The sequence below is a fragment of the Flaviramulus sp. genome, assembly GCF_982512915.1.
Genome location: NZ_CEWOCJ010000003.1, coordinates 114,200 through 136,583 on the forward strand (window position 1 = coordinate 114,200; position 22,384 = coordinate 136,583).

The 22,384-nt window shown below is 31.1% G+C and carries 21 protein-coding genes, 1 tRNA gene and 1 pseudogene; 16 read left to right on the forward strand and 7 right to left on the reverse strand.

The features are described from left to right. The first annotated feature begins 25 nt into the window (after positions 1-25). The 16 genes and pseudogenes from polA to AC1XJX_RS03290 all read left to right on the forward strand — a co-directional run bounded on the left by polA (position 26) and on the right by AC1XJX_RS03290 (position 17,988). Positions 26-2,875 carry a DNA polymerase I gene (gene polA / locus AC1XJX_RS03215; RefSeq protein ID WP_482002519.1) on the forward strand — a complete coding sequence of 950 codons (2,850 nt, stop codon included), beginning with the start codon at positions 26-28 and terminating at the stop codon, positions 2,873-2,875. A gap of 28 nt (positions 2,876-2,903) precedes the next feature. Continuing rightward, a pseudogene (locus AC1XJX_RS03220) lies at positions 2,904-3,265 on the forward strand (DUF2200 domain-containing protein). 26 nt (positions 3,266-3,291) lie between these two features. Next, positions 3,292-4,176, forward strand: a complete 885-nt coding sequence (locus AC1XJX_RS03225) for a hypothetical protein (RefSeq protein WP_482002520.1) — start codon at positions 3,292-3,294, stop codon at positions 4,174-4,176. A gap of 4 nt (positions 4,177-4,180) precedes the next feature. Then, complete coding sequence (locus tag AC1XJX_RS03230; RefSeq protein ID WP_482002521.1) at positions 4,181-5,191, forward strand: MBL fold metallo-hydrolase; 1,011 nt, start codon at positions 4,181-4,183, stop codon at positions 5,189-5,191. A gap of 57 nt (positions 5,192-5,248) precedes the next feature. Then, the gene (locus AC1XJX_RS03235; RefSeq protein WP_482002522.1) at positions 5,249-6,211 is read left to right on the forward strand and encodes an L-threonylcarbamoyladenylate synthase; all 963 of its coding nucleotides are present in this window, start codon (positions 5,249-5,251) and stop codon (positions 6,209-6,211) included. Positions 6,212-6,341: 130 nt separating this feature from the next. Then, the gene (gene rplM, locus AC1XJX_RS03240; protein WP_482002523.1) at positions 6,342-6,797 is read left to right on the forward strand and encodes a 50S ribosomal protein L13; all 456 of its coding nucleotides are present in this window, start codon (positions 6,342-6,344) and stop codon (positions 6,795-6,797) included. Next, complete coding sequence (gene rpsI, locus AC1XJX_RS03245; protein WP_482002524.1) at positions 6,797-7,183, forward strand: 30S ribosomal protein S9; 387 nt, start codon at positions 6,797-6,799, stop codon at positions 7,181-7,183. The genes rplM and rpsI overlap by 1 nt, the downstream gene beginning before the upstream one ends. Before the next feature lie 140 nt (positions 7,184-7,323). Beyond that, positions 7,324-8,094, forward strand: coding sequence for a 30S ribosomal protein S2 (rpsB, locus tag AC1XJX_RS03250; protein WP_482002525.1), 771 nt, complete (start codon positions 7,324-7,326; stop codon positions 8,092-8,094). Positions 8,095-8,179: 85 nt separating this feature from the next. Continuing rightward, entirely contained in the window at positions 8,180-9,154 is a 975-nt protein-coding gene (gene tsf / locus AC1XJX_RS03255; RefSeq protein ID WP_482002526.1) for a translation elongation factor Ts, read from the forward strand. A 142-nt stretch (positions 9,155-9,296) separates the two neighbouring features. Continuing rightward, positions 9,297-10,004: a UMP kinase gene (gene pyrH / locus AC1XJX_RS03260; RefSeq protein WP_482002527.1), complete on the forward strand. Its 708-nt coding sequence runs from the start codon at positions 9,297-9,299 to the stop codon at positions 10,002-10,004. A gap of 49 nt (positions 10,005-10,053) precedes the next feature. Next, a complete protein-coding gene (frr, locus tag AC1XJX_RS03265) occupies positions 10,054-10,611 on the forward strand; it encodes a ribosome recycling factor (RefSeq protein ID WP_482002528.1) in 558 nt (185 codons plus the stop codon). Between the two features lie 50 nt (positions 10,612-10,661). After that, positions 10,662-11,930 carry a hypothetical protein gene (locus tag AC1XJX_RS03270; RefSeq protein WP_482002529.1) on the forward strand — a complete coding sequence of 423 codons (1,269 nt, stop codon included), beginning with the start codon at positions 10,662-10,664 and terminating at the stop codon, positions 11,928-11,930. A 47-nt stretch (positions 11,931-11,977) separates the two neighbouring features. Next, positions 11,978-14,365 carry an efflux RND transporter permease subunit gene (locus AC1XJX_RS03275; RefSeq protein WP_482002530.1) on the forward strand — a complete coding sequence of 796 codons (2,388 nt, stop codon included), beginning with the start codon at positions 11,978-11,980 and terminating at the stop codon, positions 14,363-14,365. A 64-nt stretch (positions 14,366-14,429) separates the two neighbouring features. Then, the gene (gene asnS, locus AC1XJX_RS03280) at positions 14,430-15,863 is read left to right on the forward strand and encodes an asparagine--tRNA ligase (RefSeq protein WP_482002531.1); all 1,434 of its coding nucleotides are present in this window, start codon (positions 14,430-14,432) and stop codon (positions 15,861-15,863) included. Between the two features lie 59 nt (positions 15,864-15,922). After that, positions 15,923-17,383 carry an RNA polymerase factor sigma-54 gene (gene rpoN / locus AC1XJX_RS03285; protein WP_482002532.1) on the forward strand — a complete coding sequence of 487 codons (1,461 nt, stop codon included), beginning with the start codon at positions 15,923-15,925 and terminating at the stop codon, positions 17,381-17,383. After that, on the forward strand, positions 17,383-17,988 hold the full coding sequence (locus AC1XJX_RS03290; protein ID WP_482002533.1) for a hypothetical protein: 606 nt from the start codon (positions 17,383-17,385) through the stop codon (positions 17,986-17,988). The genes rpoN and AC1XJX_RS03290 overlap by 1 nt, the downstream gene beginning before the upstream one ends. On the opposite strand, the gene AC1XJX_RS03295 is transcribed toward AC1XJX_RS03290, so the two are convergent. The 7 genes from AC1XJX_RS03295 to AC1XJX_RS03325 all read right to left on the reverse strand — a co-directional run bounded on the left by AC1XJX_RS03295 (position 17,983) and on the right by AC1XJX_RS03325 (position 22,379). Then, complete coding sequence (locus AC1XJX_RS03295; protein WP_482002534.1) at positions 17,983-18,675, reverse strand: porin family protein; 693 nt, start codon at positions 18,673-18,675, stop codon at positions 17,983-17,985. The genes AC1XJX_RS03290 and AC1XJX_RS03295 overlap by 6 nt on opposite strands. Positions 18,676-18,795: 120 nt before the next feature. Then, entirely contained in the window at positions 18,796-19,272 is a 477-nt protein-coding gene (locus AC1XJX_RS03300; RefSeq protein WP_482002535.1) for an ExbD/TolR family protein, read from the reverse strand. Positions 19,273-19,295: 23 nt separating this feature from the next. Beyond that, positions 19,296-19,883 (reverse strand): ExbD/TolR family protein, encoded by a 588-nt coding sequence (locus AC1XJX_RS03305; protein ID WP_482002536.1) that lies wholly within the window; start codon positions 19,881-19,883, stop codon positions 19,296-19,298. A 3-nt stretch (positions 19,884-19,886) separates the two neighbouring features. After that, positions 19,887-20,318, reverse strand: a complete 432-nt coding sequence (locus AC1XJX_RS03310) for a hypothetical protein (RefSeq protein ID WP_482002537.1) — start codon at positions 20,316-20,318, stop codon at positions 19,887-19,889. Between the two features lie 24 nt (positions 20,319-20,342). After that, complete coding sequence (locus tag AC1XJX_RS03315) at positions 20,343-21,110, reverse strand: MotA/TolQ/ExbB proton channel family protein (RefSeq protein ID WP_482002538.1); 768 nt, start codon at positions 21,108-21,110, stop codon at positions 20,343-20,345. A 74-nt stretch (positions 21,111-21,184) separates the two neighbouring features. Beyond that, positions 21,185-21,272 (reverse strand) — tRNA-Ser (locus AC1XJX_RS03320). A 75-nt stretch (positions 21,273-21,347) separates the two neighbouring features. Then, positions 21,348-22,379 (reverse strand): asparaginase, encoded by a 1,032-nt coding sequence (locus AC1XJX_RS03325; protein ID WP_482002539.1) that lies wholly within the window; start codon positions 22,377-22,379, stop codon positions 21,348-21,350. Between the last annotated feature and the right edge of the window lie 5 nt (positions 22,380-22,384).

Genomic DNA, 22,384 nt, shown 5'->3' on the forward strand with positions numbered 1-22,384 from the left:
TTGGTTTTCTATCAAAACTAACAACATGTCTGATCAAAAACGCCTTTTTTTAGTTGATGCTTATGCCCTTATTTTTCGTGGCTATTATGCCTTTATTAAAAATCCAAGAATAAACTCAAAAGGATTAGATACCTCAGCAATTATGGGATTTATGAATTCACTGTTAGATGTTATTAAGCGTGAACGCCCGGACCATCTTGCAGTTTGTTTTGACAAAGGCGGTAGTGCCGACAGAGTAGAAATGTTTGAAGCTTACAAAGCCAATAGAGACGCTACACCTGAAGCTATAAAAATTGCTATTCCTTATATTCAAGACATCTTGAAAGCCATGCACATTCCTATTATGGTAAAAGAGGGTTTTGAGGCTGATGATGTTATTGGAACACTCTCTAAACAAGCGGAAAAAGAAGGCTACAAAACCTTTATGGTTACACCTGATAAAGATTTTGCACAACTAGTTTCTGAAAATATTTTTATGTACCGTCCTGTTTTTGGTGGTGGTTACGAAACTTGGGGAATTCCTGAAGTTCAGAAAAAATTTGAAGTTACCAATCCACTGCAAGTGATTGACTTTTTAGGAATGATGGGAGATTCCAGCGACAATATTCCCGGACTACCCGGTGTTGGAGAAAAAACAGCCAAAAAATTTTTAGCACAATACGGTAGCATGGAAAATTTGTTAGCAAATACGCATGAACTAAAAGGTAAAATGAAAGAGAACATTGAAGGCGCAAAAGAATTGGGTTTGCTTTCAAAAAAACTAGCAACTATCATGTTGGATGTTCCTGTAACTTTTCTTGCTAAAGATTTTGAATTAGACCAACCCGATTTACCTAAAGTTACAGAAATTTTTCAAGAATTAGAATTCCGACAATTACTCGCAAACTTTGAAAAAACATTTGAAGTTAAAGTAGCATCATCTGAAAATAATTCAGCATCAAATACAACTAAATTAAAAGCAACAGCTAAAGAAACAACTTCCGCAGGTGCAGGTCAATTTTCGTTGTTTGGTAGCGATATTTCTTCTTCAAAAGAGACGGAAACTATTTCAGAATTTACTAGAAATACAGCAGAAACCACTTCGCATTTTTACCAAAGTATCACACCTGGTATGGCTACAAAATTGTTTATTCAAAACTTAATGAAGCAAACTAGTGTGTGTTTTGATACGGAAACAACTGGCCTTGACCCTTTAACCGCGGAATTAGTTGGTATATCATTTTCATGGGAAGCTGGCAAAGGGTTTTACTTACCGTTTCCTGAAAACAGAGAAGAAGCTCAAGAATTGATTCAGCAATTACACCCATTTTTTGAAGCCGAAAATATTCAAAAAGTTGGACAGAATTTAAAATACGATATTAAAGTACTTAGAAAATATAATGTTAAGGTTAAAGGTGAATTGTTCGATACCATGTTGGCACATTATCTAATCAATCCAGATATGCGTCATAATATGGATATTTTAGCTGAAACTTATTTAAACTACACACCTATTTCAATAACAGAATTAATCGGGAAAAAAGGAAAAAACCAACTTTCAATGCGCGATGTTCCAATTGAAAAACAAACCGAATACGCTGTTGAAGATGCTGATATTACATTACAACTTAAAGAACATTTTGAAAAAGAATTAGGAGAGGCAAACACTCAAAAATTATTTGATGAAATCGAAATTCCTTTACTACGTGTATTAGCAGATATGGAATTGGAAGGGATTAATTTAAATGAGGATTTTTTAATGTCACTTTCTGAGCAATTAAACAACGATATCTCTTCACTTGAAGAATCAATTTTTGAAGCTGCTGGCGAGGAATTTAATATCGCATCTCCAAAACAACTTGGAGATATTTTATTTGACAAATTAAAACTAGTTGATAAACCAAAAAAAACCAAAACAGGACAGTATGCCACTTCTGAAGACATCCTAAGTTATTTGGCGAAAGATCACAACATAATCAAAAATATTTTAGAGTATAGAACACTTGCAAAACTTAAAAGCACTTATGTAGATGCTTTACCACTCCAAGTTGAACCTTCTACAGGTAGAGTGCATACAGATTATATGCAAACGGTTGCAGCAACAGGTCGTTTAAGTAGTAATAACCCAAATCTTCAAAATATCCCTATTAGAACAGAACGTGGAAAACAAGTTCGTAAAGCTTTTATTCCTAGAGATAAAAACTACACCTTATTAGCAGCGGATTACTCTCAAATAGAACTTCGTATTATTGCAGCTTTAAGCGAAGAAGAAACAATGATTGAAGCTTTTAAAAATGGTGAAGATATCCATGCTTCAACCGCTTCAAAAGTGTTTAATGTATCTTTAAATGAAGTTTCAAGAGAGCAACGTAGTAATGCCAAAACGGTAAACTTTGGTATTATTTACGGGGTTTCCGCTTTCGGATTAAGCAATCAAACAGATTTATCAAGAAGCGAAGCTAAAGAATTGATAGATACTTATTATGAAACCTATCCAAAACTTAAAAATTATATTAGCACTCAGGTAGATTTTGCTAGAGATCATGGTTATGTCCAAACTGTTTTGGGCCGTCGTCGTTATTTAAAAGATATCAATTCTCGAAATGCAGTTGTTAGAGGTGCCGCAGAACGTAACGCTGTAAATGCACCTATACAAGGTAGTGCTGCTGATATTATAAAAATTGCTATGATTAACATTCATAAAAAGTTAGAAAACAACCAATACAAAACAAAAATGCTGTTACAAGTACATGACGAATTGGTGTTTGATGTTTATAAACCTGAGCTGGAAACTATTAAAACTTTAGTGAAAACCGAAATGGAAAACGCTTATAAACTATCGGTTCCATTGGATGTAGATTTAGGTGTTGGTAATAATTGGCTAGAAGCACATTAATAATTTTTATGTTTTAGATTGATTATAAATGGCAACAACACCTAAACATGATTCTCGAATTGCTGAAATGAAATTCTCCTCTGTATATCCTCATTATGTTTCAAAAGTTGAAAAAAAGGAAGAACAAAAGAGGAATTACACCAAGTAATAGAATGGTTAACTGGATTTAACGAAATCATGCTACAAAAGTTGATTGATGAAAAAGTAACCTTTAAAACCTTTTTTGAAAAAGCCAAACTTAACCCAAAAGCTAGTCTAATACAAGGGTTAATTTGTGGTTATAGAATTGAAGATATTGAAACGCCTTTAACCAAGTAAGCAAGATATTTAGACAAACTAATAGATGAATTAGCTAAAGGAAGAAAAATGAATAAAATATTGAGAGATTAATAAAATATCAGAATCCAAAAGTAAATATGCCATATATTCTAAAAAATAATAATCTCGAAATTGAAATTGATTATCCTAATGAAAACTATAATTTTTCAAGATTTGACTGGACTGGGAAAATTACAAAAGTAAAATTTCAAGATTTACCTGTTTCAACTTTTGAAACTACCAATTGTGAAAATGAACATATTTATGGGAAAGGGTTTTATAATGAATTTGGGATTGATACTGCATTAGGCTTTGAAGATACAGACGTAGGTGGATGGTTTCATAAAATTGGTGTTGGATTGTTAAGAAAAGATGATAATGAATATCAATTTTCAAAAAAATATGATATTAAACCAGCTAAATTCGAAATTACTAACGACTCAAACAAAACAATAATGCTTTGCAACTCTGAATCTGTAAATGGTTATTCTTATTTTTTGAAAAAGGAAATCGAAATACATGAGAACAGTTTTTCAATTAAATATTTCCTTAAAAATACAGGTCAAAAAGATATTATAACTGATGAATATACTCACAATTTTATAGCATTAAATAATGATATGATTGGAACAAATTATATTTTAAAATTTCCATTTGATTTAAAAACTAAGCTTTTTAATGAAACTGTCAACACTGAACAAAAAGTTAATATCTGCAAAAATGAGTTTAGCTTTAATGATTCACCAAATGATCCATTCTTTTTTAGTAACCTTTCTGGCAATGAAAATGTAGATTCAAAATGGGAATTACTAAATATTCAAAACAACATAGGCATCAGTGAAATAGGTGATTTTAAAACAAATAAAATTAATCTTTGGGGTTGGAAACATGTTATAAGCCCTGAACTGTTTTTCAATATATTTCTCAAACGAAATCAATCAACAGAATGGACAAGAACTTACAATGTTTACAAAATAAAATAAGAAAGTGAAAACAACAGAATCTTTAGTAACAACAAAACTACCAATATACATAATTGTTTTTTTTCAATTCTTTTTTATCATTTCCTGTTCTCAAAAAAAATCTTCTGAAAATAATAATACGGTAAACTCTCCTCCCGAAATCAAAATAAAAAACACTTCTATTATAATTTTAGGAACTATACAAGATGCTGGTTCTCCTCAAATTACTTGTAGCAAAGACTGCTGTAAGCATCTATTTGAAAACCCAGATAACACCAGAAAAATTACATCATTAGGCCTTATTGATGCACAAGAAAATAAAACGTATTTGTTTGAGGCTACTCCAGATATTACATCTCAAATAAAAATGCTTACTAAATATAATAATCAACATACAAAAGAAATCGTTGATGGCATATTTTTAACCCATGCACATATTGGACATTACACTGGTTTGATGTATTTAGGCAAAGAAGCCATGGATGCTAAAAACACTCCGGTTTACGTAATGCCTAATATGAAAAATTTCTTATGTAATAATGGTCCTTGGAACCAATTAATAGAAAGAAAAAATGTGAATCTTTTTGAAATTGAACAAGAAAAACCTGTTCAATTATCTCAAAACATTAAAGTAACACCCATTTTAGTTCCACACAGAGACGAATATTCTGAAACTGTAGGCTACAAAATTACAGGACCAAACAAAAGCGCCCTTTTTATACCTGATATAGACAAATGGGATAAGTGGGCCAACAATATAATTGATGAAATAAAAAAAGTTGATTATGCTTTTTTAGATGCTACTTTTTATAGTAGCCAGGAAATAAATAATAGAGATATTAGCCAAATTCCACACCCTTTTATTATTGAAAGTTTTGAGAAGTTTAAAGGTTTAAATAATCAAGAAAAAAGTAAAATTATCTTTATCCATTTTAACCATACTAATCCTGTAATAAATATTGAAAGCAAAGAAAGCCAAGTTGTAATAGATAAAGGTTTTAAAATTGGCAAAATTAAAGACGTCTTTGAATTATAAACCATTGTAACCTTTAAATATATATTAATTAATTAATTTTGCATTCATTTTAAAATTATGAGTATTATTTCATCAGATATATCTAAAGCCGTTAACATTTTAAATAATGAAGAATTGGTTGCTATACCAACTGAAACTGTTTATGGATTAGCAGGAAATATATTTAGTGAAAAAGCTATAAATGCGATTTTTGAAACCAAAAAGAGACCATTTTTTAATCCATTAATAGTACATATATCATCCGTAAATTATTTAGAAAATATTGTTATTGATATTCCAGAAAAAGCTAAACAACTAGCCACTGCCTTTTGGCCTGGGTCTTTAACTTTAGTTTTAAAAAAACAACCTAATATTCCTGATTCAATTACTTCTGGAAAAGACACTGTGGCCGTTAGAGTGCCTAATCATACTGTAACTCTCAAGTTATTAGAATCTTTAAATTTTCCTCTAGCTGCTCCTAGCGCCAATCCATTTGGAAGTATTAGCCCTACTACCGCTAAACATGTAGAAGGCTATTTTAAAGATAACATTAAAATGATTTTGGAAGGTGGCTCATGTAAAAACGGTATTGAATCTACAATTATTGGCTTTGAAAACGAAACTCCAATTGTATATCGCTTGGGATCTATTTCTATTGAAGCTATTGAAGCTGTCGTTGGAAAAATTTCAATAAAAAACAAAAAAGAAATTCAACCAGATGCTCCAGGAATGTTAGCGCGACATTACGCTCCAAGTACCAAAACCATCTTAACTGAAAACATTAATAAAGCCATTAAAACGTATTCAGGAAAAAAAATTGGACTTATTTTATTTAATACTTCCATAGAAAATGACTCTATAAAACACATAATCGCCTTATCTAAAAACAGCGATTTAAGTGAAGCCGCTTCAAATTTATATAATGCTTTACATGAATTAGATGACCAAAATTTAGATATTATTATAGCTGAAAAGTTACCCGATTATGGCTTAGGAAAATCAATAAACGATCGTTTAAAACGTGCTACTTTTAGCAACTAGTTTTTTTTACTTCTAGCGAGCTGATTTTCAACAATAAAAAAACTTATTCTAGATTTGGTAATCCGATAGTTTATCGTAAATTTGCAAACTCTTTTTGAGAGAGGAATGTTTAATTAGAAAAAATAATAACGTGGACACATTAAGCTACAAAACCATTTCAGCAAATAAAGCTACTGTAGATAAGCAGTGGGTTTTAGTTGATGCTGATGGTCAATCATTGGGTCGTTTAGCTTCTAAAGTTGCAAAACTTTTAAGAGGAAAACACAAGCCTAGCTTCACACCACATGTTGATTGCGGCGATAACGTAATTGTTATCAATTCAGAAAAAATCAACTTAACTGGAAACAAGTGGAATGACAAAACATACATTCGTCACACAGGTTATCCAGGTGGTCAAAGAAGTTTAACTGCTACAGAATTGTTTGGGAAAGACCCATCAAGAGTAGTTGAAAAATCAGTAAAAGGAATGTTACCTAAAAACAAATTAGGTGCAGATTTATTCCGTAACCTAACAGTTGTTGTTGGTTCAGAGCATGCACATGCTGCACAAAAACCAAAAGCAATTAACTTAAACGAATTCAAATAATGGATGTAATTCACAAAATCGGCCGTAGAAAGACGGCTGTTGCTCGTGCTTATGTTTCTCCAGGAAAAGGAAACATTACAATTAATAAAAAAGACATAGCTAATTATTTTACTACAGCTACTTTACAGTACAAAGTAAAACAACCTTTGGTTATGACTAACAATGACGGCAACTTTGATATTACAGTTAATGTATATGGAGGTGGTATTACTGGTCAAGCAGAAGCTGTTCGTTTAGCCTTATCTCGTGCAATGTGCGAAGTAGATGCTGAAAACAGATTAACACTAAAACCAGAAGGTTTATTAACAAGAGATCCAAGAATGGTAGAGCGTAAGAAATTCGGACAGAAGAAAGCGCGTAAGAAATTCCAGTTCTCTAAACGTTAATACCAAATTAAAAAATAAACTAGTTATTGTTGTCCTAGTCCAAAAGACAGGATTTAGTTTAGCATCTAAATGGTTAAGGCGAATTTTTTTAACGACCACTTAATCATTGCTAATTCAACAGAACGTAAACTATTACAAAAATGGCAGTAGAAGTAAAAGAATTACTTGAAGCAGGTGTACATTTTGGACACCTTACACGTAAGTGGGACCCAAACATGGCTCCTTACGTATATATGGAGCGTAATGGCATTCATATTATAAACCTATACAAAACAGCAGTCAAAATTGAAGAAGCTGGAGCGGCACTTGCCAAAATTGCAGCATCTGGTAGAAAAATTTTATTTGTTGCAACAAAAAAACAAGCAAAAGATATTGTGGCTGAGAAAGCCGGTGCTATCAACATGCCTTACATTACTGAGCGTTGGCCAGGTGGTATGTTAACTAACTTTGTTACTATTAGAAAAGCGGTTAAAAAAATGGCTTCTATCGATAGAATGAAGAAAGATGGTACTTTCATGACACTTTCTAAAAAAGAACGTTTACAAGTTGATCGTTTAAGAGCTAAGTTAGAAAAAAACTTGGGTTCAATTAGTGACATGACACGTTTGCCTGGTGCATTATTTGTTGTTGATATTAAACGTGAGCATATCGCGATTAAAGAAGCTCAAAAATTAAACATTCCAATTTTTGCTATGGTTGATACCAACTCAGACCCACGTCAAGTTGATTATGTTATACCAGCAAATGATGACGCTTCTAAATCTATTGATAAAATTTTATCTCACGTAACTGCAGCTATCTCTGAAGGTTTATCTGAACGTAAGAATGAAAAAGAACTATCAGAAGAAAATGAAGCTCCAAAAGCTAAAAAAGCAGCTAAAAAAGTTGTTTCATCTGAAGAAGAAGAATAAAAAACATTAACAAAACATTAAAAGTCGTTTAGTTCTTTTCTCAATTGAAAATAAATTAAACGACTTTTTTTAAATTATAACAATTATGAGTACTACAGTAAATATTACAGCAGCTGAAGTAAATAAATTAAGACAAGCTACTGGCGCAGGAATGATGGACTGCAAAAAAGCTTTAGTAGAAGCTGAAGGCGATTTTGATAAAGCAATTGATGTTCTTAGAAAAAAAGGACAAAAAGTAGCAGAAAAAAGAGCTGATAGAGAATCTTCAGAAGGCGCAGCAATTTCTAAAATTAATGCAGATCAAACTGAGGGTGTAGCTATCGTTTTAGGTTGTGAAACTGATTTTGTTGGTAAAAACGAAAATTTTGTTGCTTTAGCAAACGATTTAGCAGAATTAGCCTTAAACTACAACAGTAAAGAAGAATTCTTAGCTGCTGATTTTGGAGGTATGACTGTTACGGATAAATTAGTTGAGCAAACTGGTGTAATTGGTGAGAAGCTTGATATAACTGGTTTTGAAAAACTACAAGCACCTTATGTTGGAACTTACGTACACATCAATAAAATTGCTGCTTTAGTTGGTTTATCTTCTAAATTTAATAATGCTGAAACTCTAGTTAAAGATGTAGCTATGCAAGTAGCTTCAATGGGAGCGTCTACATTATCATACAAAGATTTTGATCCAGCTTTTATTGCATCAGAAACTGAAGCAAGAATTGCTGTAATTGAAAAAGATAACGAAGAATTAGGGCGTTTAGGTAAAACTCTAAAAAATGTACCAACTTACATTTCAATGGCTCAATTAACTCCAGAAATAATTGCTAAAGCCGAGGAAGCCGCAAAAGCGGAATTAAAAGCAGAAGGTAAACCAGAGCAAATCTGGGATAGAATTTTACCCGGAAAAATGGAGCGTTTTATTTCTGATAACACTACATTAGACCAAGAAAAATGTTTATTAGACCAAAACTTCATTAAAGATGATAAAATTAACGTTGCTAAATACGTTTCATCTTATGGAGATGTTCGAATTACAGGTTTTAAACGTGTTTCTGTTGGATAACAAATAACTAGTTCCTTCTTTAGGAAAATTAAAATCATAAAACCACTACTTCTAAAAATAGAAATAGTGGTTTTTTTATGTGAGAAATCAGCGTAGGCAAATTAAGATATTGTTTATATTTGCTAAACTTTCAAATTTAACCATGAAATACAAAAGAATACTCCTTAAACTATCTGGCGAGGCTCTAATGGGCGAACGTCAATACGGTATTGACCCTGAGCGTTTAGCAGAATATGCCAAAGATGTAAAATCAATTACTGATAAAGGCGTTGAAGTAGCCATCGTTATTGGTGGCGGCAATATATTTAGAGGAGTAGCTGGTGCTAGTAAAGGTATGGACAGAGTACAAGGAGATCATATGGGTATGTTAGCTACTGTTATAAATGGGTTAGCGCTTCAGGGAGCTCTTGAAGATGCTGGAATACCAACCAGATTACAATCTGCAATAAAAATTAATGAAGTTGCAGAGCCTTTTATAAGAAGAAGAGCCATGAGACATTTAGAAAAAGGTCGCGTTGTGATTTTTGGAGGCGGTACTGGAAATCCTTATTTTACTACAGATTCTGCAGCAGTTTTAAGAGCAATTGAGATTGAAGCAGATGTTATTTTGAAAGGTACACGTGTTGATGGTATTTATAATACAGATCCAGAAAAAGATGATAAAGCCATTAAGTTTAATTTTATTTCTTTTGATGAAGTTTTAAGTAAAGGGTTAAAAGTAATGGACACCACAGCTTTTACTTTAAGTCAAGAAAACGAACTACCAATAATTGTTTTTGACATGAACAAAAAAGGAAATTTACTTAAAGTTGTTTCAGGTGAAAAGGTAGGAACAGAAGTTAATATTTAAATTTTGGCGTAATTTTTGAAAACTTTGATTCAATTAAAAAGCTTAAATAATGAACGAAGACATACAATTTATATTAGACTCTACTAAAGAGGCAATGGATAATGCAATTAAGCATTTAGAAAAACAGTTTGTAAATATTAGAGCTGGAAAAGCAAGTCCAGCTATGCTAGGGAGTGTTATGGTAGACTATTATGGCTCTCAAACACCGATTGGGCAAGTTGCTAATGTTAACACACCAGATGGTAGGACAATTACTGTACAACCTTGGGAAAAAAATATGCTTCAAGAAATTGAAAGAGGTATCGCTTATGCGAATCTCGGTTTTAATCCTATGAATAATGGAGAGGTTATTATCATTAATGTGCCTCCTTTAACTGAAGAGCGCAGAAGGGATTTGGCAAAACAAGCTAAGGCGGAAGCTGAAGAGGCTAAAATAAGCATTAGAGCTGCTCGAAAAGATGCAAATAACGATATTAAGAAAAACGATGACGTATCGGAAGATTTAAAAAAGAATGCAGAAATTGATGTACAACAAATAACAGATAAATACGTTAAAAAAGTTGATGAGCTTTTTGAAAGTAAAGAAAAAGAAATCATGACCGTATAACTTTAAAGCGACAGTTTTGTCGCTTTTTTTTAATATTAAATTTGGTTAATTTGAAACTAAAACATGTTGCCTCATTTCTTTTATTTATAAGTTCAATATATACCCATGGACAATCTTTATCAGAGAATCCTCATGAGGAACAACAAGATACTATAAAAAAAAGTGAAATTTTAAAACAACTTGGAAATGGTTTTTTCCCAACCAAATACTTCAATTTTGATTTACGTTATTTATTAAAATTTAATCAATATGAAGGAGTCAGAACAGGAGTAGGACTTGAAACTAATGATGCTTTTTCAAAAAAATATCGCATAAATAGTTATGGTGTTTATGGTTTTAGAGACCACCGTTTTAAATACAGTATTGGAGGTGGTTTTAGGATAAATGAAAGAACCAATACCTGGTTGAATTTATCTTACACTGATGATTTACAAGAAACTGGAAGTACTAAATTTTTAACTGATAAACCCTTTTTTCAATTTTTTGAGCCCCGTTTATTAAACATTGATTTGTTTCATAAACACATTACTAAATCAATTAATTTACAACATGAATTTTCTTCAAATTTATTAACTGAAACTGAACTTTCAGTTAGTAAAATAGATCCAACTTATGCTTATCGTTTTAACCTTAACGGAAATATCTATGAAAATTTTGATGTAACTACTGCAAAAATAGCTTTTCAATGGAGTCCTTTTGATGTTTTAAATACTACTGAAAACAATTCGAAAGATGATGGATACCCAAAATTTACAATTCAATACACAAAAAGTTTTAAAGATGTTTTGAATGGCGATTTTGATTATTCAAAAATTGATTTTAGAATTATTTACAAAATTGGAGATGAAAAAAATGCTTTTTCAGAAATTATAATAGTCTCTGGGATTGCAAATGGTAATACTCCATTAACTCATTTGTATCACGCTTATCCAAATAATATTACTAAAGAAAAGATTCTACAAAGGTTTTCTGTAGCTGGATTAAATAGTTTTGAAACCATGTTTTTTAACGAATTTTTTTCAGATAAGTTTACTACTTTTCAATTTAAACATTTTTTAAAACCATTTAATGTTTCTGAGCGTTATAAACCTCAACTTGTTCTTATTACACGTTATGCTATTGGTGATATGAAAAACCCTGAAAGGCATGACAATATCACATTTAGCTCTCTAAAAGAAGGGTATACAGAATCTGGTTTTGAAATAAATAAATTACTATTTGGGTTTGGTTTAAGTTTTACATACAGGTATGGCGCCTACCACTTACCAAACTTTAGCGACAATGTGGCTTTTAAGTTTACATTTAACCTCTCATTATAAGTTAATAAACTTGTTTTTTCTACCTTTGCCCAACTTTTAATCAAAGCATGTCTAAACTTTTTACAAACAACTTTTGGGATGTTATTGCTAGACTCATTTTACGCAATAAAATTATTATTCTTGTTGGTGTTATTATAGCAACCTTCCTATTTAGCCAGAAATGGGAAAACATGCGATTTACCTACACTGAAGCTAATTTATTACCAGATGATAACGAAATAAATATAACTTACAATAACTTTTTAAAAACCTTTGGAGAAGAAGGTAACTTAATAGTTTTAGGTGTTAAAGACAGTACCTTGTTTACCGTTGAAAAATTAAATGCTTGGAATAAACTTTCAGACGGTTTTAAAAAAAATGGTGCTGTTGAAACAGTTGTTTCAATAAAAGATCTTCAAAAACTAATTAAAGACAATAAAAAAGAAAGGTTTAAATTAGAACCTTTTATAAAAGATTCTATTATATCAATTAAACAAATTGAAACCCTTCAAAACGAACTTTTTGAACAATATCCGTTTTACGATAATTTCTTGTTCAATAAAGAAACAAAAACTATAAGAACAGCAATTTATATAAAAAAGGATATTGTCAACACTTCTGAAAGAAAAGACTTTGTAATAAATACTTTATTACCAACAATAAATAGTTTTGAAACCAAAAACAATTTAGATGTTAGAATATCTGGAATGCCTTATATACGAACTCTTAATTCTCAGAATATTGTTGATGAAATAGGTAAATTTATCATTGCGGCCTTATTGGTAACCTCAATTATTTTCTTTTTCTTTTTTAGATCTTTTAGAGCCACTTTTATATCACTCATTGTAGTTTGTATTGGCGTAATGTGGACCTTAGGTATTATAGGTTTATTAAATTATGAAATTACGGTTTTAACAGCCCTAATACCTCCATTAATTATAGTAATTGGGATACCAAACTGTATCTTTTTAATTAATAAATATCAACACGAAGTAAAATTACACGGTAATAAAGTAAAATCGTTACAACGTGTTATTACTAAAATTGGTAACGCAACTTTGATGACAAATGTTACAACCGCATCAGGCTTTGCTACATTTATTCTTACAGAAAGCACCTTATTAAAAGAATTTGGAATTGTAGCATCCTTAAGTATTTTAGCTATATTTATTTTATGCTTACTTATAATCCCTATCATTTACACCTTTTTACCTTATCCAAAAGACAGGCATTTAGAGCACCTTAATAAACGATGGATTGGAGGTTTTGTTGATTGGATGGAACACATGGTAAGGCAAAAACGAATTACTATTTATATAACTTCTGTGATATTATTAGTAGTTAGCATTATAGGTATATATCAAATAAAAATTTCTGGCAGTTTAATTGAAGATATGCCTCAAGATTCAGATTTTGTAAACGATATTCGTTTTTTTGAAGAGGAATTTAACGGAATCATGCCACTAGAATTTATGATTGATACCAAGCGTAAAAAAGGTGTGATGAAGCTTTATACCCTTAAACGCATGGAAGAGCTTGAAAATATGATAGTTGAAATACCAGAATTATCAAAACCTGTTTCTGTAGTAGGATTAGTAAAATACTCAAAACAAGCTTATTACAATGGTAACCCTAAATTTTATCAGTTACCTACTTCTCAAGAAAACAACTTCATATTATCATACGCAAAAAACTCTTCATCTAATGTCGATTTACTTAAAAACTTTGTAGATAGCACTGGGCAATATGCCAGAATTACAACCTTTATGAAGGATATTGGAACCGATAAAATGGAACGAATCGAAGAAAATATTCTAACTAAAATTGATAAAGTATTTCCAAAAGAACAATACAACGTAACTATGACAGGTAAAGCTTTAGTTTTCCAAAAAGGGACAAAATACCTAGTTAAAAACTTAGCAATTTCTTTATCACTAGCCATATTATTAATTGCACTATTTATGGCTTATATGTTTAGGTCTGGACGTATGATTATCGTATCCCTTATTCCAAATTTATTACCATTGCTTGTAACTGCAGGGTTAATGGGTTATTTGGGCGTTCCTATAAAGCCCTCAACTATTTTGGTGTTTAGTATAGCTTTTGGTATTTCGGTGGATGACACCATTCACTTTTTAGCAAAATACAGGCAAGAATTACAAGCGAACCATTGGAAAATTAAAACCTCTGTTTATGGTGCATTAAGAGAAACTGGAGTTAGTATGTTTTATACTTCCATAGTATTGTTTTTTGGTTTTTCAGTATTTACTATTTCTAGTTTTGGAGGGACAGTGGCTTTGGGCGCTCTAGTATCAGCAACTTTATTATTTGCAATGCTATCTAACTTATTGTTATTACCTTCTTTATTACTTTCTTTAGAGCGCAGTATTGCTAATAAAGAAGTGCTTAGAGAACCTACTATTAATATTATTCCTGAAGAAGACGAAGACAAATAATTTAGTCAAGCTGTACTTGATAGCAAGTATGCTTTTTTTATCTTTACATTAAAAATTAACTTATATGAAATCTAGAACCATTTCAGAATTATTGTCACAAGATATTGTTATACCAGAAGTAGAAATTAAAGGTTGGGTTAGAACGTTTAGAGCTAACCGTTTTATAGCGTTAAATGATGGTTCAACCATAAATAACATACAATGTGTAGTTGATTTTGAAAGGTTTGATGAAGCGCTTTTAAAACGTGTTACAACCGGCGCTGCTATTCATGTAAAAGGCGAATTAGTAGAAAGTCAAGGACAAGGTCAGAAAGTAGAAATCCAAGTAACTGATTTAATAATCTTAGGTGATTCTGATCCAGAAAGCTACCCTATTCAACCAAAAAAACATTCGTTTGAATTTTTAAGAGAGCATGCACATTTACGTACTAGAACAAATACGTTTAGTGCAGTAATGCGTTTACGCTCTGCTTTATCTTTTGCTATTCATAAATATTTTAATGATAACGGATTTTACTACATGCATGCACCAATTATTACTGGTAGTGATGCGGAAGGCGCTGGAGAAATGTTTCAAGTAACAAATCTTAATATTAAAAACACACCTAAAGATGATGCTGGTAATATTGACTATAGTAAAGATTTTTTCGGAAAAGAAACCAACTTAACAGTATCTGGGCAATTAGAAGCAGAAACCTATGCGATGTCTTTAGGAAAAGTTTACACTTTTGGACCAACTTTTAGAGCAGAAAACTCCAATACTTCTCGACATTTAGCGGAATTTTGGATGATTGAGCCTGAAGTAGCTTTTATGGATTTGGCTGGCAATATGGATTTAGCTGAAGATTTTATGAAGTCTGTACTCTCATATGTTCTTGAAAATAATAGAGAAGATTTGGACTTTTTAAACAAACGTTTACAAGACGAAGAAAAAGGAAAACCACAATTAGAACGTAGCGATATGTCTTTAATTGAAAAATTAAACTTTGTAACAAATAACAATTTTAAACGTGTAAGCTATACCGAAGCTATAGATATTTTACGTGATAGTAAACCTAACAAGAAAAAGAAATTTAAATACTTAATAAACGAATGGGGTACTGATTTACAAAGTGAGCATGAACGCTACCTTGTTGAAAAACACTTTAATTGCCCAGTAATTTTATTTGATTACCCAGCTAATATAAAAGCATTTTATATGCGTTTAAATGATGATGGTAAAACAGTTCGTGCTATGGATATTCTTTTCCCAGGTATAGGCGAAATAGTTGGAGGAGCGCAACGTGAAGAGCGTTTAGAAGTTTTAAAACAAAAAATGGCTGCCATTAATATTCCAGAAGAAGAACTATGGTGGTATTTAGATTTACGCAAATATGGGACTGCAGTCCATTCTGGTTTTGGTTTAGGCTTTGAACGTTTAGTTATGTTTGTAACAGGTATGAGTAATATTAGAGATGTTATTCCATACCCACGTACACCACAAAATGCAGAGTTTTAATATTTTTTGATACTTGGTATTAGTTTTTCTATATTTGAGTAAACACCTTAAAACCAAACATGCTTAAACAAAATTTACAATTTAAATTATCGCAAAAACTGTCTCCGCAGCAAATTCAATTAATGAAATTGATACAGTTGCCTACACAAGCTTTTGAGCAGCGTTTAAAGCAAGAATTGGAAGAAAACCCCGCGCTAGAAGGCGGCAAAGAAGACATAGAAAATGATTACGACGCTGATTTAGATAATTCAGACGACGAATATAATGATAGTGAAACTATAGGAAATGATGACATTAATGTTGACGAATATTTAAGCGATGATGAAATTCCGGATTACCGCACTCAAGCCAATAATTATAGTAGCGATGACGAGGAAAAAACAATGCCCTATGCCGCTGGAACATCTTTCACTCAATATTTAATTAGTCAATTAAACACCTATAGATTAAATGATGAAGAGCGAGAAATAGCTGAATTTTTGGTAGGTAGTATTGATGAAAGCGGGTATATCAGAAGAGAGCTGAGTGATATCATGGACGATTTAGCTTTTACTCAAAATGTTTACACTACAGAAGAAAACATTAAAAAAGTTTTAAATATTGTACATCAACTAGATCCATCAGGAGTTGGAGCACGTAACTTACAAGAGTGTTTGAGCATTCAATTACATCGAAAAGAAAAAACATCAGATACCGAGTTAGCTCTCAATATTATTGATAATGCTTTTGATCAATTCACAAAAAAACACTACAAAAAATTACTTCAAAAATTTGATGTTTCTGAAATTCAACTTAAAGCTGCTATTTCAGAAATTGAACATTTAAATCCAAAACCAGGAGGCTCTTATTCTGGTAATAATAGAATTGTTGAGCATGTGGTACCTGATTTTGCCATTAAAATTGTTGATGGAGAGTTAGAATTAACTCTTAATGGAAGAAATGCACCCGAACTTCATGTATCAAGAGAGTATAATAACATGCTTAAAGGTTATAAAGACACAAAAGATAAGTCGCAATCTCAAAAAGATGCTGTAATATTTATAAAACAAAAATTAGATTCAGCTAAATGGTTTATTGAAGCCATTAAACAACGTCAACAAACCTTATTTGTGACTATGAGTGCTATAATGCATTACCAAAGCGAGTATTTTTTAACAGGTGATGAACGTAACTTAAAACCAATGATTCTTAAAGATATAGCTGATGAAATCTCAATGGATGTATCAACAGTATCAAGAGTAGCTAACAGCAAATATGTTGATACACCTTACGGAACTAAATTAGTAAAAGAATTCTTTTCTGAATCAATGAAAAATGACCAAGGTGAAGATGTTTCAACTAAAGAAATAAAAAAAATTTTAGAAACTGTTATTGAAGAAGAAAATAAGAAAAAGCCATTAACAGATGATACTTTAGCAACTATTTTAAAAGAAAAAGGCTACCCAATTGCCAGAAGAACAGTAGCCAAATATAGAGAACAGTTAGATCTACCAGTAGCTAGATTACGTAAAAAAATATAATGGATAACCTTCTAAAAAGTATCTCATATATTTTTCATCCTCTACTAATACCACTTTTTGGGGTTATTTTTTATTTTTCAAAATCACCTCGTTTTATTCCAGAAGAAGTTATTCAAGCTAAGTTAATTTCACTTTTTATATTAACTGTATTACTCCCCATTTTACTCTTTTTTTTATTAAAAACATTAGGTAAAGTGAAGACTTTAAATCTAGAATCAACCAGTGAAAGAGTATATCCTTTAATGCTTAATTGTGTTATAATTATATTAGTATTAAAACGAATTGTAACGCTATCACAAGTTGTTGAGCTTTATTTTTTCTTTTTAGGTATACTGATATCTAATTTAACCTGCTTGATACTTGCTATTTTAAAATTTAAAGCTAGTATTCATATGATAGCAATAACAGGAATTTGCATGTTTTTTATTGCGCTAAGTATTCATTTTAGCATTAATATTAATGGAACTCTTGCTTTAATGAGCATAATAATTGGAGCTATAGCAACTTCTAGATTACATTTAAAAGCCCACACAAGTATAGAACTTTTAATAGGGATATTTGTGGGTGTAATACCTCAATTAATTTTAGTAACTTACTGGTTATAATATGTAAAACATCAAGCCTATTTTAATAGCATTCATATCTATACTATCTCCGTTTAGGTTAACGACATTTGAAAAAATAGGATTTAATCCATAATACATATAAAGATTCCAAGTATTATAACCTAAACTTAGCGTTAAACCATATTGAAAATCGTTAAAATTAGCGTGGTTATTATATTTTATGGTACCTAATTCCCCATTATACTTGGTACTATTGTTTAAAACATACCCAAGTTTAAAACCTGTGTAAATACGCCAAAAATTATAATCAGAAGGATTTGAGGTACGCCATCTAAACTCAATAGGTAATTCTATTAAATGATTAGAAAACTTGTTTTTACTATAAGTATTCGTGTCATCCAAAATTTGATAAATATAATTACCATTCATATCTTTATTAACCAATAAATTGTGGTTATAGGAATTAGAGGAATAACCTAACCCAATACCTAATGCTACATTTCTTTTTTCAGTAAGAGGCATGTCTTTAATAAAACCCAACTGAAAACCCAGTGAAAAACCACTCTGAGATATCCCGTTGGGTATATTCCCTATTAAATTGTAAGTAATTCCTAAGAAAAATTGATCTTCTTTATAAAGAGAATCAATTTCCTTCTGATTAATTTCTTGGGCTATAAAACTAATTGGAAACAGAAAAACCAAAAAAATAAAAAAAGAATGTTTCATTAAAGTATAATATGATTTATTATTAAATATAACTTAACAATAATAACTAAAATTGTAATAAAATTAAAAGGCGTTTTGATAAATCAAAACGCCTTTTAGATAAAATTAAGAATGTAAAAATTAATTTCTTCCAAAAACACTACCTTTTTTAGTAGTATAATTTATTTTTAGAGCATTGACTTTACGTAGTTCTTGCTTAATATCACCAATTAACCCCATATTTGCTTCACTATCAACTTTTAATGCTGTAGTCAAAAATGGTATTAATTCTTCTCTTTTTGAAGCGCGTTCAGCGGCAATAAAAGCTGCTATATCTTTAACATCTGCAAACTTATCGTTAAGTTGAATTTTTGCTTCTGTTCCAAATTGTTTATAATTAGAGCTTGGTTTCCCTGCATAAATATACATAACCAAATCCTTTTTATCTAGCTTCTCCACTTGGTCTGCAAATGGTAAATTATTCTCAATCATTAAGGTATTTTGCCTCATTACTGTAGCAACCATGAAGAAGAATAATAGCATAAAAACAATATCAGGTAAAGCTGCTGTATTTACTGCTGGGATTCCACCGTCTTTTTTCTTATTAAATTTACCCATGTGTAAATGTGTTAAATTTTAAATTATTGTACTTCTGAGAGTTTTTGAGGATATTCAACTTTAATTTGCTCAATTTTCTCTTTTAACTTCACTTTGTTTCCAGGCCAATTTACATCCTTATAATCTGCTTCCATCTCAGTGAAAGTTTGTCCATATAATGCTTTAGCTCTAGTATCTCTTAACTCGTTATATGCTGCTACTAATTCATTTTGTACAGCAATATAAGTTTTGTAAGTTGTTTCACGTTCGTTCTTTAAAGATATGATAGCTTTATCAGGATTATCAGAAGACGCAGCGTCTCTTGCACCTTTACAATAATCACATGACCCATCGCCACCATTATCTAAAAACTCTACGGCTGCTTTTCTTAAATCTTTGAGCTCCATTAACTCGTCTTCAACAAGTAATTGATCTTTACCATTTAATAAAACTGTAAAAATATTTTTTTGTTTGATAATAACATCTTCTTCAGATTCTTCCATCGGAGGAAGTTTTCTGTTAATACCAGAATCTGTTTCAATAGTTGTTGTTACTAAGAAAAATATTAATAGTAAAAAAGCAATATCGGCCATGGAGCCTGCATTTACTTCTGGTGCTGCTCTTTTTGCCATAATCTATTTATTAAAAAGTTTTTTTGCTCCACCATAAAGCATAGAGCCTATTGCTACTACAGTCAAGATATAAAATGCATATAATCCAGCTCCAACAGTTTTTGACGTTGATTCAGTTACATCGGTACCTTTATCAATAAATGGTTGAAGATTTAAATCTGTACCAGACGAAATGCCATATGATATAAAAATAACTGCTAAAAAGGCTCCAACTGTTCGTAAAGTCTTTTTTATGTTTCCTGCAAATAGTCCTTTAAGCACAAAAAAGAGAACTAGTAACAATACAATAGCTAATACAGCATAGGCTACATACAACATGTTACTACTCATACTTTCAGCACTCTCCTCACTACCTGCCATAATCAATAGTGCAAAAATGGCACCTATTATAGCAAGAGCAAAAGCTACTATTTTAATTATTTTATGAAAATTCATAATTCTTTTATTTAATTTATATTATTATTTTTTGTTTCTAATTAATAGATCCATTAACGTGATAGAAGCATCTTCCATATCGTTAACAATACTATCAATTTTAGCAATAATATAATTGTAAAAAATTTGAAGTATGATAGCAACAACTAAACCAAATACAGTTGTTAAAAGTGCTACTTTAATACCTCCAGCAACTAGTGATGGTTGCATATCTCCTGCTGCTTCAATTTTATCGAATGCTTGAATCATACCAATAACAGTACCCATGAAACCAAGCATAGGTGCTAGAGCAATAAATAATGAAATCCAAGAAACATTTTTCTCTAATTGCCCCATTTGAACACCTCCGTATGCTACAACAGCTTTTTCAGCAGCTTCTAAACCTTCATCTGTTCTATCTAAACCTTGATAATAAATGGAAGCGATTGGTCCTTTTGTATTTCTACAAACTTCCTTAGCAGCTTCAACACCACCAGAAGCTAGAGCATCTTCAACATCTTGTGTTAATTTTTTTGTATTAGTAGTTGAAAGGTTTAAAAATATAATTCTTTCTATTGCAATTGCTAATCCTAAAATTAAACATAACAATACAATCCCCATAAAACCAGGGCCTCCTTCAATAAAACGCTTTTTTAATTCTTGATGAAATCCAAGTTCTTCAGCAGGCGCATCGTCTTGTGTAATACTTGTTACCGTTGTTACAGCTGTACTTGTGTTTGCAATTGTTGTTGCATTAGCAGTTCCGAAAGCCATCATTCCTGTTATGGCAAGGATAGAAAATAATCTTTTCATGTTCTAGTTCTTAATTTTATTAGTTAAAGTGTTAAAGATATAAAAAAAAAGCTTTTAAAAATAAAAAATAACAGCAGAGAGGAAGGGATTCGAACCCTCGATACCCTTTTGAGGTATACACACTTTCCAGGCGTGCGCCTTCGACCGCTCGGCCACCTCTCTTTATTTTTAAATACTTTTATTTTGAGGGTCAAATAACAAAAAAATCTTTGAACACTAAAATTTTAATGGTTAATTTTAAGTGATTTCTCCTCGCAATGATGCTTCATACATGGTTTTGAACACTTTACCAGAAATATTAAGGCCTAATAAATACATCAATTTAGCTATTGCAGCCTCAGTAGTAATATCTTTTCCAGAGATTACCCCAATTTTTTTAAGCTTACTACTGGTTTCATAATTACCCATAACCACACTTCCGCCAGAACATTGGGTAATATTAATGATATAAATACCATCTGAAATTTTTTCTTGTAACATATCTATAAACCATTTTTCGGTAGTACAATTACCAGAACCGTAAGTTTCAATTATTAGTGCCTTTAGATTAGGGATATTGAAAACGCTTTCAAAAACTGCTTTATTAATTCCAGGAAAAAGTTTAATTAGTGCTATGTTATCATCTAACTTTTTATTAATAACTAATTTTTTTCTGGTATTTGGTTTAAGTAAATGCTCATTATTAATTTTAAGATATACCCCAGATTCTGCTAAATCGGGATAATTTAAAGATGCAAATGCTTGAAAATTTTCAGCATTTATTTTAGTAGTTCTATTGGCTCTGTACAATTTATATTCAAAATATAAACAAACCTCTTTAACGGCCGGTTTCCCTTTAATTTGCATGGAAGCAACCTGAACAGCTGTAATTAAATTTTCTTTTGCATCAGTTCGCAAGTCTCCAATTGGCAATTGAGAACCTGTGAATACAACTGGTTTTGCTAAATTTTCCAACATAAAACTTAATGCAGAAGCAGTGTAACTCATAGTATCGCTGCCATGTAAAATTACAAAACCATCAAAATCATTATAGTTTACCTCAATAATTTCTACCATTTGAACCCAATACTGCAGATTCATATTACTAGAATCTATTGGGTTTTTAAATGATATGGTATCAATATTGCAATCTAAAAGTTGTAATTCTGGTATTTTCTCTAAAAGAGTTTTAAAATCAAAAGCTTTGAGTACTCCTGTTTTAAATTCTTTTACCATACCAATAGTACCACCAGTGTAAATAAGTAGTATGTTAGATTTAGTTTTGCTCATGGTTA

What these genes read in the sequence shown, in the direction of transcription:
- polA (WP_482002519.1), top strand. Translation starts at nt 26, where the DNA reads ATGTCTGATCAAAAACGCCTTTTTTTAGTTGATGCTTATGCCCTTATT.
- AC1XJX_RS03225 (WP_482002520.1), top strand. Translation starts at nt 3,292, where the DNA reads ATGCCATATATTCTAAAAAATAATAATCTCGAAATTGAAATTGATTAT.
- AC1XJX_RS03235 (WP_482002522.1), top strand. Translation starts at nt 5,249, where the DNA reads ATGAGTATTATTTCATCAGATATATCTAAAGCCGTTAACATTTTAAAT.
- rpsI (WP_482002524.1), top strand. Translation starts at nt 6,797, where the DNA reads ATGGATGTAATTCACAAAATCGGCCGTAGAAAGACGGCTGTTGCTCGT.
- rpsB (WP_482002525.1), top strand. Translation starts at nt 7,324, where the DNA reads ATGGCAGTAGAAGTAAAAGAATTACTTGAAGCAGGTGTACATTTTGGA.
- tsf (WP_482002526.1), top strand. Translation starts at nt 8,180, where the DNA reads ATGAGTACTACAGTAAATATTACAGCAGCTGAAGTAAATAAATTAAGA.
- pyrH (WP_482002527.1), top strand. Translation starts at nt 9,297, where the DNA reads ATGAAATACAAAAGAATACTCCTTAAACTATCTGGCGAGGCTCTAATG.
- frr (WP_482002528.1), top strand. Translation starts at nt 10,054, where the DNA reads ATGAACGAAGACATACAATTTATATTAGACTCTACTAAAGAGGCAATG.
- AC1XJX_RS03275 (WP_482002530.1), top strand. Translation starts at nt 11,978, where the DNA reads ATGTCTAAACTTTTTACAAACAACTTTTGGGATGTTATTGCTAGACTC.
- asnS (WP_482002531.1), top strand. Translation starts at nt 14,430, where the DNA reads ATGAAATCTAGAACCATTTCAGAATTATTGTCACAAGATATTGTTATA.
- rpoN (WP_482002532.1), top strand. Translation starts at nt 15,923, where the DNA reads ATGCTTAAACAAAATTTACAATTTAAATTATCGCAAAAACTGTCTCCG.
- AC1XJX_RS03290 (WP_482002533.1), top strand. Translation starts at nt 17,383, where the DNA reads ATGGATAACCTTCTAAAAAGTATCTCATATATTTTTCATCCTCTACTA.
- AC1XJX_RS03295 (WP_482002534.1), bottom strand. Translation starts at nt 18,675, where the DNA reads ATGAAACATTCTTTTTTTATTTTTTTGGTTTTTCTGTTTCCAATTAGT.
- AC1XJX_RS03300 (WP_482002535.1), bottom strand. Translation starts at nt 19,272, where the DNA reads ATGGGTAAATTTAATAAGAAAAAAGACGGTGGAATCCCAGCAGTAAAT.
- AC1XJX_RS03305 (WP_482002536.1), bottom strand. Translation starts at nt 19,883, where the DNA reads ATGGCAAAAAGAGCAGCACCAGAAGTAAATGCAGGCTCCATGGCCGAT.
- AC1XJX_RS03310 (WP_482002537.1), bottom strand. Translation starts at nt 20,318, where the DNA reads ATGAATTTTCATAAAATAATTAAAATAGTAGCTTTTGCTCTTGCTATA.
- AC1XJX_RS03315 (WP_482002538.1), bottom strand. Translation starts at nt 21,110, where the DNA reads ATGAAAAGATTATTTTCTATCCTTGCCATAACAGGAATGATGGCTTTC.
- AC1XJX_RS03325 (WP_482002539.1), bottom strand. Translation starts at nt 22,379, where the DNA reads ATGAGCAAAACTAAATCTAACATACTACTTATTTACACTGGTGGTACT.